This is a genomic window from Cylindrospermopsis sp. CR12, assembly GCF_001432185.1.
Taxonomy (GTDB): Bacteria; Cyanobacteriota; Cyanobacteriia; order Cyanobacteriales; family Nostocaceae; genus Raphidiopsis; species Raphidiopsis raciborskii.
In genome coordinates this window covers 15,452-32,472 of record NZ_LMVE01000069.1, presented here as the reverse complement: position 1 = coordinate 32,472, position 17,021 = coordinate 15,452, and the positions used below count along the sequence as shown (strand labels likewise).

Annotated in this window: 13 protein-coding genes; 10 read left to right on the top strand and 3 right to left on the bottom strand. The window is 42.0% G+C overall.

What is annotated here, in order from left to right; genetic code table 11:
* Positions 1-217: 217 nt before the first annotated feature.
* The 8 genes from ASL19_RS08520 (at position 218) to ASL19_RS08485 (ending at position 10,276) form a co-directional block, all read left to right on the top strand.
* Complete coding sequence (locus ASL19_RS08520) at positions 218-1,474, top strand: VWA domain-containing protein (RefSeq protein ID WP_057178010.1); 1,257 nt, start codon at positions 218-220, stop codon at positions 1,472-1,474.
* A 7-nt stretch (positions 1,475-1,481) separates the two neighbouring features.
* On the top strand, positions 1,482-2,762 hold the full coding sequence (locus tag ASL19_RS08515) for a VWA domain-containing protein (protein ID WP_057178009.1): 1,281 nt from the start codon (positions 1,482-1,484) through the stop codon (positions 2,760-2,762).
* Between the two features lie 138 nt (positions 2,763-2,900).
* Positions 2,901-4,382, top strand: a complete 1,482-nt coding sequence (glgA, locus tag ASL19_RS08510; protein WP_006277624.1) for a glycogen synthase GlgA — start codon at positions 2,901-2,903, stop codon at positions 4,380-4,382.
* Between the two features lie 148 nt (positions 4,383-4,530).
* Positions 4,531-6,234 carry a beta-carotene ketolase CrtO gene (crtO, locus tag ASL19_RS08505; protein WP_057178008.1) on the top strand — a complete coding sequence of 568 codons (1,704 nt, stop codon included), beginning with the start codon at positions 4,531-4,533 and terminating at the stop codon, positions 6,232-6,234.
* 100 nt (positions 6,235-6,334) lie between these two features.
* Positions 6,335-8,404, top strand: a complete 2,070-nt coding sequence (gene dnaK / locus ASL19_RS08500) for a molecular chaperone DnaK (protein WP_057178007.1) — start codon at positions 6,335-6,337, stop codon at positions 8,402-8,404.
* Positions 8,405-8,460: 56 nt separating this feature from the next.
* Positions 8,461-9,438 (top strand): DnaJ C-terminal domain-containing protein, encoded by a 978-nt coding sequence (locus ASL19_RS08495; protein WP_057178006.1) that lies wholly within the window; start codon positions 8,461-8,463, stop codon positions 9,436-9,438.
* Between the two features lie 79 nt (positions 9,439-9,517).
* Entirely contained in the window at positions 9,518-9,985 is a 468-nt protein-coding gene (locus ASL19_RS08490) for a J domain-containing protein (RefSeq protein WP_057178005.1), read from the top strand.
* Positions 9,986-10,009: 24 nt separating this feature from the next.
* Positions 10,010-10,276, top strand: a complete 267-nt coding sequence (locus tag ASL19_RS08485) for a DUF3143 domain-containing protein (protein WP_006277619.1) — start codon at positions 10,010-10,012, stop codon at positions 10,274-10,276.
* 2 nt (positions 10,277-10,278) lie between these two features.
* On the opposite strand, the gene ASL19_RS08480 is transcribed toward ASL19_RS08485, so the two are convergent.
* The 3 genes from ASL19_RS08480 to lysA all read right to left on the bottom strand — a co-directional run bounded on the left by ASL19_RS08480 (position 10,279) and on the right by lysA (position 13,434).
* Complete coding sequence (locus tag ASL19_RS08480; RefSeq protein WP_057178004.1) at positions 10,279-11,028, bottom strand: isoprenyl transferase; 750 nt, start codon at positions 11,026-11,028, stop codon at positions 10,279-10,281.
* Positions 11,025-11,960 carry a diadenylate cyclase CdaA gene (gene cdaA / locus ASL19_RS08475; protein ID WP_057178003.1) on the bottom strand — a complete coding sequence of 312 codons (936 nt, stop codon included), beginning with the start codon at positions 11,958-11,960 and terminating at the stop codon, positions 11,025-11,027. The genes ASL19_RS08480 and cdaA overlap by 4 nt, the downstream gene beginning before the upstream one ends.
* A gap of 73 nt (positions 11,961-12,033) precedes the next feature.
* Positions 12,034-13,434 carry a diaminopimelate decarboxylase gene (lysA, locus tag ASL19_RS08470; RefSeq protein WP_057178002.1) on the bottom strand — a complete coding sequence of 467 codons (1,401 nt, stop codon included), beginning with the start codon at positions 13,432-13,434 and terminating at the stop codon, positions 12,034-12,036.
* A gap of 144 nt (positions 13,435-13,578) precedes the next feature.
* On the opposite strand from lysA, the gene rimI reads away from it, so the two are divergent.
* Both rimI and ASL19_RS08460 read left to right on the top strand, forming a co-directional pair.
* On the top strand, positions 13,579-14,139 hold the full coding sequence (gene rimI, locus ASL19_RS08465; protein WP_006277611.1) for a ribosomal protein S18-alanine N-acetyltransferase: 561 nt from the start codon (positions 13,579-13,581) through the stop codon (positions 14,137-14,139).
* A 363-nt stretch (positions 14,140-14,502) separates the two neighbouring features.
* Entirely contained in the window at positions 14,503-16,974 is a 2,472-nt protein-coding gene (locus tag ASL19_RS08460) for an ATP-dependent Clp protease ATP-binding subunit (RefSeq protein WP_006277610.1), read from the top strand.
* The last annotated feature ends 47 nt before the right edge of the window (positions 16,975-17,021 follow it).

The window sequence follows — 17,021 nt, the reverse complement described above, 5'->3', positions numbered from 1 at the left end:
TAACTGTATGTATTACATCCTAGCGCGATCCTCAGATTAGTGAATTATTTACCGACCAAGATTAGTTCCAAGATTTAGTTAATGGTGGATCGGCTCAGTCGAGGTTAGAATTATCTTGTGCAGCGGAGTTTGATTGGAGCCTTTCTCCCACACTTTTCCGTATTACATCTACTTGAGTGTGAAATTATTTATTATAATCTGTTTAGGATAATGGTTTATGAAGGTCAATTTGCAGCCCGGTGTCAATAATACTAATGTGGATGCTAGTAAATCTGGTAGTCAACGCCTGATGGCCACCTCTGTTTCCGCTATTGGAGAAACTATAGATTCAAGAGTTCCTTTAAACCTATGTTTGATTTTAGACCACAGTGGTTCCATGAAGGGCCAACCTGTGGAAAATGTCAAACGCGCTGCTTGGTTGCTAGTTGATAAACTTAGGGATCAGGATAGACTAAGCATTGTAGTGTTTAATCACCGAGCGGAAGTATTACTATCTAATCAAAATGTTGTAGATAGAGATCACATTAAACAACAAATCAATCGTCTGTCAGCAAATGGGGGAACATCTATTGATGAGGGATTGCGATTGGGAATCGAGGAGTTGGCTAAGGGAAGAAAGGATACTATTTCCCAGGCCTTTTTACTCACAGATGGCGAAAATGAACATGGTGACAATAATCGCTGTTTAAAATTTGCCCAGTTAGCTGCTGACTATAATTTGACCGTTAACACCTTGGGATTTGGCAATAATTGGAATCAACATATTTTAGAGAAAATTTCTGACGCTGGACTGGGAAGTTTATCTCATATTGAACACCCAGATCAGGCAATGGACAAGTTTGATAGCTTGTTGACGCGAATGCAAACTGTAGGGTTGACTAATGCTTATTTGTTACTTTCACTAGCACCAAATGTGCGTTTGGCTGAATTTAAACCCTTTGCTCAGGTGGCTCCAGATACGATTGAATTACCAGTGCAAATGGAACCAGATGGACGGTTTGGGGTTAAATTAGGGGATTTAATGAAAGATGTGGAACGGGTGATATTAACTAATATTTATCTGGAACAATTGCCCGAAGGTCAACAGGCGATCGCTAATGTACAAGTACGTTACGATGATCCTTCTGTAGACAAAACCGGATTATATTCCCCAAATCTACCACTATATGTGAACGTGGAACGCACCTACCAAGAAAATATTAGTCCAAAAGTGCAAAATTACATTCTGGCTTTAGCTAAGTATCGTCAAACCCAGTTAGCAGAAGATAGATTGCAGCAGGGAGACCGTTTGGGAGCAGCAACTATGTTACAAGCGGCCGCAAAAACAGCTTTGCAAATGGGTGATGCTAATGCAGGGACCGTACTACAAAATTCTGCAACTCGTTTACAAGCTGGAGAGGATTTATCAGCAAGCGATCGCAAGAAAACCAAAATTGTCTCAAAAACTGTATTACAGGATCCTACCCCTACATAAACCTTCAATGAAAATTCAACTACTGTCTGCACTGAACAACACTAACATAGACGCCTCCCAAGACAATAGTCAGCGTCAACTAGAAGTTTCCATTTCAGCCATTGCTGATGAACTAGACACCAGTTTACCCTTGAATTTGTGTCTGATTTTAGATAAAAGCGGGTCTATGCATGGTGAATCCATGAGCATGGTAATTAATGCAGTAGAGCAGTTAATAGACCAACTCCAGTCTGGGGATAGAATTGCCATTGTGGCTTTTGCTGGGAGTGGGGAAGTAATTATTCCCAATCAGATAATTAAAGACCCAAAAACCATTAAATCTCAGCTACACAACAAACTAAAAGCTGGGGGAGGAACCATAATTGGTGAGGGACTTTCCCTGGGAATTACCGAACTACTCAAAGGAAGTAAAGGTGCTTGTTCTCACGCCTTTCTGCTCACAGATGGGTATGGTGACAATGGGTTCAAAATTTGGCGGTTACAAATAGGACCAAATGACAATCAACGCTGTTTGGAACTAGCACAAAAAGCTGCCAAACTCAATCTCACCATTAACAGCTTTGGCTTTGGTGATGAATGGAATCAGGATCTGCTAGAAAAAATCGCCGATGCTGGCGGAGGTACTCTAGCTTACATAGAAACTCCGCAAAACGCTATAGAGCAGTTTAACCGGATATTTAAACGCATTCAATCCGTGGGATTGACTAACGCCCATTTGTTATTATCCCTGGTTCCCGGTGTGCGATTAGCTGACCTCAAACCGGTGGCCCAGGTTGCTCCAGAAACCATTGAATTACCTATCAGCACGGAACTCAATGGCACCTTTGTCTTCCGGTTGGGAGATTTAATGAAAGACGGAACACGGAGAGTGTTAGCAAATATTTATTTAGGTAGCTTGCCAGAAGGTGAGCAAATAATTGGACATATTCAAGTTCGTTACGATAATCCTGCTGTGAATAAAGAAGCTATCCTTTCACCTCTTATTCCAGTCTATGCTAATATTACCAAAACTTACCAGCCAGCTAATAATCCAGACGTGTTAAACTCAGTCTTAGCATTAGCCAAATATCGCCAAACCCAAGTCGCAGAAACAAAACTAGAATCAGGCGATCGCACAGGAGCAATAACCATGTTACAAACAGCTGCCAAGACAGCATTACAAATTGGTGACAGTCGTGGTGCAACCGTATTACAGAGTTCTGCGACCCGTCTGCAAAATGGAGAAGAACTATCAGATGCAGAGCGGAAAAAAACCAGAATTGCTTCTAAAACAATATTAATGGATTAGTCCCGGGGGGATGGTGCTCCCCCAACAAGTCTCGAGTCACGGTTTCAATCAATAAAAATAAAGAAACAAATGAGTAATAATTACTATATATTAAATGAAGTTAAATAAAAATAAAGTTTTGTGAAGTGAGGGCTAGGAATGTACATAGTACAAATTGCCTCAGAATGCGCTCCAGTAATTAAAGCTGGGGGGTTAGGGGATGTTGTCTACGGACTTAGCAGGGAATTGGAAGGAAGGGGAAATACAGTTGAACTAATACTACCCATGTACGACTGTATGCGCTATGACCATGTATGGGGATTACACGATGCTTATTTAAACTTGTGGGTACCCTGGTTTGGTGCAGCAATTCACTGCTCAGTATATTGTGGTTGGGTACATGGTAGAGTGTGTTTCTTCATTCAACCCCATAGCCAAGACAACTTCTTTAATAGGGGTTGTTACTACGGATGTAATGATGACAATATGCGATTTGCCTTTTTCAGCAAAGCCGCCCTGGAGTTTTTATTACAGAGTAATAAAAGACCAGACATAATTCATTGTCACGACTGGCAAACCGGACTAATTCCTGTCATGTTGTATGAAATTTATAAATACCATGGCATGGAATATCAAAGAGTGTGCTACACCATTCACAACTTCAAACATCAGGGAATGGGGGGTGTAGAAACCCTGGAAGCAACCAACTTAAACCGACCGGAATATTACTTTCAGTACGACAAATTAAGAGACAACTTTAACCCCTTTGCCATCAACTTTATGAAGGCGGGGATCAACTATGCCAATGCCATCACCACAGTTTCACCAAATCATGCTGTAGAAGCACAAACCACAGAAGTAGGTTGCGGATTAGGACACACATTATATTTGCAAAAAGACAAATTTAGTGGAGTTCTAAACGGCATTGATTATGACTTTTGGAATGGGGAAATTGACCGTTATATTCCCCATAGTTACAGCTGGGATGATTTTGAGCAAAAAGCCTATAACAAAAAAGCCTTACGAGAACGACTGATGTTACAGGATGATGATAGCAAACCCATCATCGCCTATATTGGTCGCTTGGATAATCAAAAAGGTGTACATCTTGTCCACCATGCCATTTATTATGCCCTAAATCAAGGAGCGCAATTTGTACTTTTAGGTTCAGCCACCGAACCAGCAATCAACGCTCATTTTCAACATGAAAAACAATTTTTAAATAGTAACCCAGATGTTCATTTAGAACTAGGATTTAACGAAGAACTATCCCATCTAATTTATGCAGGATCGGATATGATAGTTGTCCCCAGTAATTATGAACCCTGTGGATTAACTCAGATGATTGGGTTAAAATATGGCACAGTTCCCATAGTTAGAGGTGTGGGTGGATTAGTAAACACAGTTTTTGACAGAGATCACGAAGAAACCCTACCCCCAGAAAGGCGTAATGGTTACGTGTTTTATAGTCAAGACGAGCAAGGCCTAGAGTCAGCCATGGGTAGAGCTATTGACCTATGGAAGGACCAACCAAAGGAGTTTGAAAAGTTAGCCATTCAGGGTATGCAGTATGACTACTCCTGGAATCTTCCCGGGGAAAAATACTTAGAGATCTATGATTGGATAAGACACAAATGGTAAATTTGGTAAATCTTGTGATATAAGCTAGGAGGGGGAAGTTTTTTTGTCAACTCCCCTCCCCAAAAACTCTATTTTTGAGTTATGATACTTGGGTTATAATACTTACAGTAAACTACAAGCAGTATATATTATAGTATATTAAGGCTACATGAACCATAAAGATGAATATGATGTAATAATTATTGGTGCTGGACACAATGGTTTAGTGTGTGCAGCTTACCTACTTAAAGCTGGTTATAGTGTTCTACTACTAGAAAAGCGTTCCGTTCCCGGTGGTGCAGCTACCACGGAGGAATGTATTCCAGACCAAGCACCAGGGTTTAAATTTAACCTTTGTGCCATTGACCATGAGTTTATTCACCTAGGTCCAGTGGTAGAAGAATTAGAGCTGGAAAAATATGGTTTGGAATATCTAGAATGCGATCCAGTGGTTTTCTGTCCCCACCCAGATGGTAAGTACTTCCTAGCTCATAAATCCGTAGAAAAAACCTGTGCAGAAATCGCCAGGTACAACCCAAAGGACGCTAAAAAATACGCAGAATTTACTCAATATTGGCAACGAGTAATCAATGCCATGATCCCCATTTTCAATGCTCCACCAAAATCAATCATAGAAATTTTTGGTAACTATAATCTGGAAAAATTCCAAGATTTATTTTCGGTTGTTGGCTCTACTCAAAAAAGTTTAGATTTTATTCGCACCATGCTTACAAGTGCAGAAGATATTTTAAACGAATGGTTTGATGAAGAGTTTTTAAAAGCTCCTCTCTCAAGATTAGCATCAGAACTGGGAGCACCACCATCACAAAAAAACCTAGCCATAGGCGTAATGATGATGTCCATGCGTCACCACCCAGGAATGAGTAGACCCCGGGGAGGTACGGGTGCTTTAATCAAGGCGCTAGTAAATTTAGTTACTGCCAAGCAAGGTAAAATCCTCACTGACCAGTTGGTAGAAAAAGTCCTAATTGATAATGGTGAAGCCGTAGGGGTACGTGTAGCTGGTGGTAGGGAATATCGTGCTAAGTATGGAGTAATTTCTAACATTGATGCTCAACGATTGTTTTTACAACTAGTCGATCCCACGGAAGTAGACGATGGAGATCCCCAACTGCGAGAAAGATTGGCAAGACGGATCGTCAACAATAATGAAACTATTTTAAAGATAGATTTAGCCTTAGATGAGCCTTTGCGTTTCCCCTACCACGAACATAAAGATGAATATTTGGCTGGGTCTATTCTAATTGCTGACTCCATGCACCATGTGGAACAAGCTCATAGTAAATGCACTTTAGGAGAAATTCCCGACAGCAACCCATCCATGTACGTGGTAGTGCCTAGCTTTTTAGACCCCAGTTTAGCCCCAGCGGGAAAACACACAGTGTGGATTGAATTTTTTGCCCCCTATCAAATTGCCAGCGCCCAGGGTAAGGGTTTAAACGGAACAGGTTGGACTGATGAGTTAAAAAATCAGGTAGCAGATAAAGTGGTGGAAAAGTTGGCTACTTATGCTCCTAATGTAAAAACCGCTACCATTGCCAGAAGGGTAGAAAGTCCAGCAGAATTAGGGGAAAGACTAGGAGCTTATAAAGGCAATTATTACCATATTGACATGACCTTAGACCAGATGGTATTCTTTAGACCCCTACCGGAATTGGCCAATTACAAAACGCCTATTAACAATTTATTTTTAACAGGTGCGGGAACCCATCCTGGTGGATCCATTTCGGGAATGCCTGGACGTAATTGCGCCAAGGTGTTTCTCCAGTCTAAACACCCAATTACCAAAACCCTAAAAGATGCGGGAAACTCCATCAAATCTAGTATGGGTTCGGTGTTTGGCATTAGTTGACCTAGGCAATTGATGCCGAGCAACCGGGGGACAATGGGAAAGCATAATAGAATAATATCATATAAATCTAGTTGAACAGAAAACAGGAGAAAAAAAACCTATGGGCAAGGTAGTCGGCATCGACTTGGGTACAACCAACTCAGTAGTCGCCGTGATGGAGGGTGGCAAGCCGGTGGTGATTGCTAATGCTGAAGGTATGCGAACTACTCCCTCAGTTGTAGGTTTCAGCAAAGAAGGTGAAAGAGTTGTAGGACAAATGGCCAGAAGGCAAACAGTTCTCAACCCCCAAAATACGTTTTTTGCTGTTAAACGATTTATTGGACGTAGATATGGAGAACTGAATCCCGATTCTAAACGTGTACCCTACACCATTCGTAAGGATGAAATGGGCAATATTAAGGTTGCCTGTCCCAGATTAAATAAGGACTTTGCCCCGGAAGAAATTTCGGCAATGGTGTTGAAGAAATTGGCCACTGATGCCAGTCGCTATTTGGGTCAACCCGTCACTGGGGCGGTAATCACCGTACCTGCCTATTTTAATGATTCTCAACGGCAAGCCACCCGCGATGCTGGTAGAATTGCTGGGTTAGAGGTGCTGCGTATCCTCAATGAACCTACTGCTGCTTCCCTAGCATACGGATTAGAACGAGGTGATTTGGAAACCATACTCGTTTTTGATTTGGGGGGTGGCACTTTTGATGTCTCTATCCTAGACGTGGGTGATGGTGTTTTCGAGGTTAAATCCACTAGTGGTGATACTCAGTTAGGTGGTAATGATTTTGACAAAAAAATAGTAGACTGGTTGGCGGAACAGTTTTTAGCTACAGAAGAGGTAGATTTAAGAAAGGATAGACAAGCTTTACAACGTTTAATGGAAGCAGCGGAAAAGGCAAAAATTGAACTTTCTAATGTGAGTGTTACGGATATTAATCTGCCTTTTATTACTGCAACAGAGGATGGTCCAAAACATCTGGAAACTAGACTGACTCGCTCCCAATTTGAAGGTTTATGTAGTGATTTACTCACCAGGATTCGTAATCCAGTTAAACGGGCACTTAAAGATGCCGGAATTTCACCTGTGGATATAGAAGAAGTGGTATTAGTTGGGGGATCTACCCGAATGCCAATGGTGAAGCAGCTAGTGCGAGATTTAATTGGCATTGAACCTAGTGAGAATGTTAATCCGGATGAGGTAGTAGCTGTAGGTGCGGCCATTCAAGCAGGGATTCTAGCTGGGGAAATGAAAGACGTTCTACTTTTGGATGTTACTCCTCTTTCCCTAGGTTTGGAAACTATTGGCGGTTTGATGAAAAAACTGATTCCCCGTAATACTACTATTCCCGTTAGGCGCTCCGATATTTTTTCCACATCAGAAAATAATCAAAACAGTGTGGAAATTCATGTAGTTCAGGGTGAAAGGGAAATGGCATCGGATAATAAATCCCTGGGAAGGTTTAAGTTATATGGCATTCCTCCCGCTCCTCGAGGTATACCTCAAATTCAAGTATCTTTCGATATAGATGCTAATGGTATTTTGCAGGTCATGGCTTTAGACCGCACCACTGGTAGGGAACAAAGTATTACTATTCAAGGTGCTTCTACTTTAAGTGAATCCGAAATTAACAGAATGATTCAGGATGCTCAGAAGTTTGCTGATGTTGATCGTGAGCGAAGAGAAAGAGTGGAAAAACGCACTCGGTCTGAGGCTCTCATCTTACAAGCAGAACGACAGTTAAGAGAAGTGGCTTTGGAAATGGGTATGCAGTTTGCCCGCAACCGTCGTCAGCGTATTGATAATATTTGTCGTGAACTGCGGGAAAGTCTCAAAGAAAATGATGACCGGGGTATTGACCAGGCTTACTCAGACCTACAAGATGCTCTGTACGAGCTAAATCGTGAAGTGCGGGAGTATTATGCTGAGGATGAAGATGAGGACTTGTTTGGCGCCATTCGGGAGATTTTCATGGGTGAAAAAGAAAAACAGCCAGAATATCCCAGAGAACCCTATCGAGAATCCCGTTCCTATAACAGAGACTATGGTAGGGATAATACTAGGGATCAGAACTATGGTCAAAACAACCGCTCCTCCCCATCCTATAATAACGAGTCCCGTCGCACCCGTCCCGGTTACCAGGATAATTGGGATGACGAGGATGATGATTGGCTATAAATTCCCTAACCAAAATCAAAATATCTGTTTCCCTACCCCAGCACTGATAACTAATTATGCAAAATTTGCAGAATTTCCGTGATTATTACGAAATTTTGGGAGTCACCAAGGATGCTTCCAATGAAGAAATTAAAAAGGTTTATCGTCGATTGGCTAGACAGTATCACCCCGATCTCAACCCCGGTAACAAGGAGTCTGAGGAAAAGTTTAAGATGATTGGGGAGGCCTATGAAATACTTTCCGATTCCGCTCGCAGATCTCAATATGACCAGTTTAGTCGCTACTGGCAACAAAGAGGTTTTACAGGTGCTAAAACAGCTGCAAAGTCTAAGAGCTGGGGTACTAACCGCCCTAGTGAATCTAGTAACCAGGGTGTCAATCCAGCTGATTTCCCAGATTTTGAAAGTTTTATTAATCAGGTTATAGGTGTTAGCAGTCGTAAGGAGGCTAAGAAAAGCCCTAATACAACTACTCAAGACCCTTTTGGTAATCCTCGTACCAAGGTCGCTTATACTGTTAATAATCGTACTCCCCCTAAAGATATTGAAGCTAGATTGACTTTGCCTTTAGAAAAGGCTTATCAAGGCGGTAATGAGAGAATACGCCTAGAAGATGGGCGATCTTTGGAAGTGACTATGCCACCTGCTATGCTCACAGGACAAACTATCCGCTTACGCAATCAGGGAATTAGTGGAGGTGATTTATATTTAAAAATTACTGTTGAACCTCATCCGTTATTTAAAATGGAGGGATTTAACATTTCTTGTCAGGTACCTGTAACCCCCAGTGAGGCGGTTTTAGGTGGCCAGGTGGAAGCACCTACTTTAGATGGTCCAGTAAAAATGACTATTCCTCCCGCAGTCAGGTCTGGGCAAAGATTCCGGTTGGCAAATAAAGGTTATCCCATGGAAGATGGTAAACGTGGTGACCAACTAGTGGAAATTCAAATCATCACCCCCAAAAATATTAGTGATCAGGAGAGACAACTTTATGAGAAGTTACGGGAAATAGAAAGCTTAAAGCTCAAACCTTAGATAGGTTTGTTCTTGACTAAGTGAAAGAAATAAGTTATACTTCTCTAAATGCCAAGTGCAATTAAGGTAAACCACAACTGTGAATCAAACTGGAGAAGAAGTACAAAGCGATCGCCCTAACTATTACACCTTGCTAGGACTTCACCCCTGGGCATCAGTGATTGATATTCGCCGCGCTTACCGGGAAATGAGTAAACACTATCATCCAGACACTACGGAACTTCCCGATCAGGTTGCTACTGCTAAATTCCAGCAAATTAACGAAGCTTATGCTACTTTGAGTAATCCTGAACGTCGTTTGAGTTATGATTTAAAAATTGGTTATTACAGATTTGGGGTTATTCCATCACCTACAAATTTCAATGATTCCATTCCCAAACCCCATGATTATTCTAAGTCTATGTATTTAGAGGCGAGCGATCGCCCTTTATCATCTGGAGAACTATTTATACTGCTTGTACTAGCTCTGACAATAATAGGTTGTTTGATACTGGTAATCTTAGTAGCATTTATAAGAGGTGAGCCAGGTTTTTCCATTGCTCTATAGTGATTTATTGATTTTTAATTATCTATGTTATCCCCAGAGACCCCCCTATACAATCATCCCTTACCACAAATTGAAGAGTGGTTAAAGCATCAGGGTTGCCAACAAGACGAAACAGAACTACATTGTTGGCGGTTAAAAAAGCAAACATGGCAGGCAGAATTATGGCTAGATATTGAGCAGCTGACAGTAAGATATATCCAAGCGGGGGAAAATGGTCAAGATATCCAACGTTCCTTTAGGTATTCCCTAAGTCGGAAAGATATAGAGCAAGCGGTTTTTTCTGGTCCTTGATTTTATACTCCACCGAACCGTCGTTCTCTTTGTTGATAAGCACGTAGAGCTTGATGGAATTGGTTCCTGTCAAAATCTGGCCATAAAGTATCAGTGATATAAATTTCTGCATAAGCCATTTGCCAAAGCAAGAAATTAGATAAACGCATTTCTCCACTGGTGCGGATGAGTAAATCTGGGTCTGCAATTCCTGCTGTGTACAAGTGACCAGCAAATAACTCCTCAGAAATTTCCTCTGGGTTTAATAGGCCCTCTTTAACTTTTTGAGCAATAGCTTGACAAGCTTGTACAATTTCTTGTCTACCACCATAATTGGTAGCCACAGTAAACTTAATACTTTGATTACCACGAGTTTGTGCCATAGAGTGGGAGATTTCCCGCTGTAGTGCTACAGGTAAGGCTTGTAAATTGCCAACAAACTGAATTTCCACATTTTCTTCAACCATTTCCCGTAGTTCCTGACGTAGCACCCCTTGGAAAAGAGTCATTAAAAATTCCACCTCTTCATGTGGTCTATTCCAGTTTTCCGTGGAAAAAGCATAAGCAGTTAGAGCTTGAATACCCCAATCCTTGCAACAGCGTAGCAAGTTTTTAAGAGCGTCCACACCCTGCTTGTGACCCATAATTCGAGGAAGGCCCTGGCCTTTAGCCCATCGACCATTGCCATCCATAATTACGGCCACATGTTTAGGCAATAATTCTGGTTTTAAATCGGGAGGTAAATATAGAAGTTCAGTTTGTTGTATTGTCATTTTTCAGTCTGATTTTTTTTGGCAAAAGATAATGGTAATCTAAATAAACGGAAAACAAATCTAAAAATTTGACTAGCAATTTGACTAACTAAACCGAAAACACCAGGTGCAACGACTTCCCGGTCCACAGTGGTCGAAAAACGAGCCTCCAGAGACTCCTTTAGCTTCCTAATTGTCAGTGGTCTATATAAAGTTCCCCGTTCCGCTAGGGAAATAGAACCAGTTTCTTCTGATACCACAACACAAATACAATTTTCCACTCGCTCAGTGATTCCCATAGCTGCTCGGTGTCTTGTTCCCAACTGACGGGAGGCCGTACGTCCTGAGAGTGGTAAAATTATACCTGATGAAACAATCCGTGAACCCCGAATTAAAGTTGCTCCATCGTGTAATAGGGTTTTGGGCTGAAAAATCGTCTGTAGAAGTTCCTTAGACACTTGTGCATTTAACTTTACTCCTGGTACTGAGAAGTCCCGCTCATCGATAGGTTCAGTAGTCTCCAAAATTAATAAAGCACCAATACGATTTTTAGAAAGTTCTTTGATAGAATCAACAATTTCATCAATTACGCTGTCAGATTTAGTTACTGTTAATCGGTGAGGTTGAAATAACTGGCGAAACTCCCCTCTTCCTAGTTGTTCTAGAAACCGGCGAAATTCCAACTGTAATGATACGGCCATGGCCACTGCACAACCAATAACTAGCTTCTCTAAAACAAAATTGAGTAAAATGAGGTTTAAAGCTCCACTTATTGCTGAAGCCAACATTAGAAAAATAAACCCCCTTACCATCCATAGTGTTCGACGTTCACTAATAATTACCAGAATCATATATGTCAAACCGACCACCAAGAGAATATCCAGAGTCCCAATCAGCAAGGACTGTGACCATTCTAAGTTTGTCGTCAGCCATTGCTTCCACCAATTTCTCATGACATCTGGATAAACTAAGGTTAATAACCATCCAAGAGACTCGCTCCTTGATGACTCTCTTAATTACTTCTAATTATTTAAGTCTTTCCGGTAAACAATCTTGTCGGATGATATCTTGATAGGTTTCCCGTTGTAAAATTAAATTTGCCTCTCCATTGGCTACTAGAACAGCTGCTGGACGGGGTAAACGATTGTAGTTGGAGGCCATACTGTAATTATATGCTCCCGTTGTCATAACCACTAGCACATCCCCCGGCTCAGTTTTTGGCAGTTGGACATTTTTAATCAGAATATCTCCCGATTCACAGTGTTTACCCGCTAAGGTGACCGTTTCTGTGAGGGGGGCAGACATTTTATTGGCTACCACTGCTCGATAAACCGATTGATATGTAATTGGACGAGGATTATCGGACATCCCTCCGTCAATAGTTACATAGGTACGAATATCCGGAATGGTCTTAGTTGAACCAATAGTGTAAGCAGTTACACCTCCCGTAGCAATCAGCGATCGCCCGGGTTCACACAAGAGTTTAGGTAAGGGCAAGTTTTCTTCAGCGCAAACATTTTGAACTACTTCACAAATTGCCCTAGACCATTCTTCAATACTTGGGGGATCATCGGACTCGGTATACTTAATTCCCAGACCACCACCAACATTTAGCTCTGCCAATTCTAGATTGTATTGTTTTGCTTCACGCAACCACTGTACCATTACAGCGGCTAAATCTCGATGGGGTTGACGTTCAAAAATTTGGGAACCAATGTGAGCATGTACACCCACACAGTGTAGCCTTGACTGTTGACTGACAAAGCCAAATACCTCTGGTAAGTCATTGGGGTCAAAACCAAATTTACTATCTAAATGTCCAGTACGGATATATTCATGGGTATGACATTCAATTCCCGGGGTTAACCGTAACATGATCCTGATTTTTTTAGCCTGGTCCTCCCGCTCTAGGATAGCTACCAGGGTCTTTAATTCGTACCAGTTGTCAACTACAATTGTGCAACCTGTCTCTACGGCAAAAATCAGTTCATGGTGAGATTTATTATTGCCATGAAGGTAGATTTTGTCCGGACTCATACCCGCAGTTAAAGCGGTGTAAAGTTCCCCACCAGATACCACATCTATTCCTAAACCTTCTGAAGCAACAATGGCACAAACTGCTAAACAGTTCCATGCTTTAGAAGCATACAATATTTGGGATTGTCCTTTGTAATATTTATTAAAGGCGTCTCGATATTGTTGACAAGCGGTGCGCACAGTTAGTTCATCTAGGATATAGAGGGGAGAGCCAAACTGTTGAACCAGGGTTTTAACATCACACCCGCCAATTTCCAGGAAATCATGATCAATAACTTTGGCACTTACAGGTAGAAGTTGCTGATTAGGAGAAACACTGGTAGGAACATCTACAATAGATAGATACTGATGACCGGAAGGTTGAACCTTGACAGGGTAAGTCGATACCATAATTAATTAAAATTTGTCCTGATTAAAGCGTTGATTTTTGAGTTGGTTAGAGTTAACTTTTGATGGTGGGAGCTAAACTCCTGACATCCACTTTATCAAAAAACCTAGCTAAAAGCTCTAAAAAGAAGATAGAACAGGGGAAGTATGGTGAAATTATCCGAATTAAAAATTGAACCCGTGACCTTAGAACATTTAACTGACCTGCTAGAACTTGATCAGGCTTGTTTTGATGGTCTGTGGACAATAGAAGGCTATCGCCAAGAGATAGAAAATATCAGTAGTCACTTCCTCGGTTTATTTTCACTAATTCCCAGCCATGACTTACTAGGAATAGGTTGTTTTTGGTCAGTTTTAGAAGAAGCACACATTACCATTTTAGCTGTGCATCCGGAATATCAAGGTCAAGGTCTAGGACAAGCCCTATTATACTCTCTGATAAAAGACGCGGTAGATATGGGATTAGAACGGGCCACACTAGAAGTTCGTGTTTCCAACACCCCAGCAATTTCCTTGTATAAAAAGTTTGGGTGGAAAACTGCGGGCATTAGACCCCGTTATTATCAGGATAATCAGGAAGATGGTTTGATTTTATGGATTTCTCAGTTACAACACCCCCACTTTCTCCAAACATTAGAGAAATGGCATGTTCTTGTCGAACAGCGTCTGCAACAGTTCTCCTGGATATTAATACAAGAGGAGAATTAGTAGATAAATCATCAAACATTGAAAATTATTATCTATTTTGGATAAGAATATCTTATGTAAAGTTTTACTAACTTTTAATAAAATTATTATAGGTTGACAAAGCAGCGACCAGTATGATATTGGGTTTAGGCTGAGAATAAGGGCGGAAAAATAGGAGAAAAACTAGTCTATCCTCGAGCCTAGTGGCGAAAAAGCTAGTGAATTAGACATCTACAGCCAACTAGCTAGCAAAAAAGTCCAAGGATCAACCCATCGGCAAAAGTGATGGTCACTGGATATCTATTTTGGCAACAGGGATATCCAAAAGTTTTGCTTGTGCTAAAATCGACGTACCGGCACGACGCAGGTGATGGGAAGGATGCCATGTTTGAACGCTTCACAGAAAAAGCCATTAAGGTAATCATGCTGGCCCAAGAAGAGGCCCGCCGTTTGGGTCACAACTTTGTCGGAACCGAACAGATCCTCCTGGGTCTGATAGGGGAAGGAACAGGGGTGGCCGCCAAGGTGCTAAAGTCAATGGGTGTCAATCTCAAAGATGCCCGAATTGAGGTAGAAAAAATCATAGGTCGGGGATCCGGCTTTGTGGCTGTAGAAATTCCGTTTACACCACGAGCCAAGCGGGTTCTGGAGCTATCCTTAGAAGAAGCACGCCAACTAGGGCATAACTACATAGGCACCGAGCATCTGCTGTTGGGTCTCATCCGTGAAGGGGAAGGCGTAGCAGCCAGGGTGCTAGAGAACCTGGGTGTAGATTTGTCAAAGGTGAGAACCCAAGTAATTAGGATGTTAGGAGAAACTGCAGAAGTTACTCCTGGCGGTTCTTCGGGTCGCACAAAAACCCCGACCTTGGATGAATTCGGCTCTAATTTGACTCAAATGGCCGTAGATAACAAGCTTGATCCCGTGGTGGGACGCGCCAAGGAAATCGAGCGTGTGATTCAAATTTTGGGTCGCCGGACTAAAAATAATCCGGTGCTGATTGGTGAACCTGGAGTTGGTAAAACGGCCATTGCTGAAGGTTTGGCCAGCCGCATCGCTAACAAGGATGTCCCGGACATCTTAGAGGATAAGCGTGTTGTTACCCTAGATATTGGTCTCCTGGTAGCAGGAACTAAGTATCGTGGGGAATTTGAAGAGCGCCTAAAGAAAATCATGGATGAAATCCGCCAAGCGGGTAATGTCATCCTGGTAATTGACGAGGTTCATACCTTAATCGGTGCAGGTGCTGCTGAAGGAGCTATTGATGCTGCTAATATTCTCAAACCAGCTTTGGCCAGGGGTGAATTACAGTGCATCGGTGCTACTACTTTGGATGAGTACAGGAAGCACATCGAACGAGATGCAGCCCTGGAAAGACGGTTTCAACCTGTAATGGTGGGCGAACCCTCTGTTGATGAAACAATAGAAATTTTATATGGGTTGCGCGATCGATATGAAGCGCATCACAAGTTAAAAATCTCTGATGAAGCTTTAGTAGCAGCAGCGAAATTATCTGATAGATATATTAGCGATCGCTATTTGCCAGATAAGGCAATCGACCTAGTTGACGAAGCAGGTTCTCGTGTTCGTCTAATTAATTCTCAGTTACCTCCAGCAGCTAAGGAGTTAGATAAGGAACTGCGGCAAATATTAAAAGAAAAAGATGATGCTGTGCGTTCCCAAGACTTTGACCGTGCGGGAGAACTGCGTGACAGAGAAATGGAAATTAAGGCGGAAATTAGGTCGATCGCCCAAAACAAAGCTAATGGAACCAGTGCAGAGGGGGTTGAACCGGTAGTAACTGAGGAGGATATCGCTCACATTGTGGCTTCCTGGACCGGTGTACCAGTGAATAAACTCACTGAATCCGAATCGGAAAAGTTACTACACATGGAAGATACCCTACATCAGCGTCTTATTGGTCAAGAGGATGCGGTTAAGGCCGTTTCTCGAGCCATTCGTCGCGCTCGTGTAGGTTTAAAAAATCCCAATCGCCCAATTGCTAGTTTTGTCTTCTCTGGTCCTACTGGAGTAGGTAAAACCGAATTAGCTAAATCTCTGGCATCTTACTTCTTCGGATCGGAAGAAGCAATGATTCGCTTGGATATGTCCGAGTACATGGAGCGTCATACCGTTAGTAAGTTAATTGGTTCCCCTCCAGGTTACGTCGGCTACAACGAAGGTGGTCAGCTTACGGAGGCGGTACGCCGTCGTCCCTATACTGTAGTGCTGTTCGACGAAATCGAAAAGGCACACCCGGATGTATTCAATATGCTGCTGCAAATTTTAGAAGATGGTCGTTTGACCGATGCTAAAGGACGCACAGTAGACTTTAAGAACACCTTGTTAATTTTGACCTCTAACATTGGTTCTAAGGTAATTGAAAAAGGTGGTAGCGGTATTGGCTTTGAGTTTGCCGAAGATGCAGCTGAATCGCAGTACAATCGTATTCGTTCCCTGGTGAATGAAGAACTCAAACAGTATTTCCGTCCTGAGTTCTTAAACCGTCTGGATGAAATTATTGTCTTCCGTCAGTTGAACAAGGCTGAAGTTACCGAAATTGCCGACATCATGCTCAAGGAAGTGTTTGGTCGATTGACGGAAAAAGGTATTGCCTTAGAAGTGAGCGATCGCTTTAAAGACCGTCTAATCCAAGAAGGTTATAGTCCTAGCTATGGTGCCAGACCATTACGTCGAGCAATTATGCGATTACTCGAGGATAGTTTAGCAGAAGAGATTCTGTCTGGACGAATCAAAGATGGGGACATTGCTTACGTTGACATAGACGAAAATGGTGTTGTCCAAGTAACAGCTAGACAGCGTCCGGAGTTACTTGCTCCAACTATTGAGCTGTAGTCCGGAGTTTTTAAAAACTTAAACACCTTAAACCTTAAACATCAGTA

Excerpts from the sequence above, each read along its gene's own strand:
- glgA (WP_006277624.1), top strand. The coding sequence starts at position 2,901 with ATGTACATAGTACAAATTGCCTCAGAATGCGCTCCAGTAATTAAAGCT.
- ASL19_RS08495 (WP_057178006.1), top strand. The coding sequence starts at position 8,461 with ATGCAAAATTTGCAGAATTTCCGTGATTATTACGAAATTTTGGGAGTC.
- dnaK (WP_057178007.1), top strand. The coding sequence starts at position 6,335 with ATGGGCAAGGTAGTCGGCATCGACTTGGGTACAACCAACTCAGTAGTC.
- lysA (WP_057178002.1), bottom strand. The coding sequence starts at position 13,434 with ATGGTATCGACTTACCCTGTCAAGGTTCAACCTTCCGGTCATCAGTAT.
- cdaA (WP_057178003.1), bottom strand. The coding sequence starts at position 11,960 with ATGAGAAATTGGTGGAAGCAATGGCTGACGACAAACTTAGAATGGTCA.
- crtO (WP_057178008.1), top strand. The coding sequence starts at position 4,531 with ATGAACCATAAAGATGAATATGATGTAATAATTATTGGTGCTGGACAC.
- ASL19_RS08485 (WP_006277619.1), top strand. The coding sequence starts at position 10,010 with ATGTTATCCCCAGAGACCCCCCTATACAATCATCCCTTACCACAAATT.
- ASL19_RS08520 (WP_057178010.1), top strand. The coding sequence starts at position 218 with ATGAAGGTCAATTTGCAGCCCGGTGTCAATAATACTAATGTGGATGCT.
- ASL19_RS08480 (WP_057178004.1), bottom strand. The coding sequence starts at position 11,028 with ATGACAATACAACAAACTGAACTTCTATATTTACCTCCCGATTTAAAA.
- ASL19_RS08460 (WP_006277610.1), top strand. The coding sequence starts at position 14,503 with ATGTTTGAACGCTTCACAGAAAAAGCCATTAAGGTAATCATGCTGGCC.
- rimI (WP_006277611.1), top strand. The coding sequence starts at position 13,579 with ATGGTGAAATTATCCGAATTAAAAATTGAACCCGTGACCTTAGAACAT.
- ASL19_RS08515 (WP_057178009.1), top strand. The coding sequence starts at position 1,482 with ATGAAAATTCAACTACTGTCTGCACTGAACAACACTAACATAGACGCC.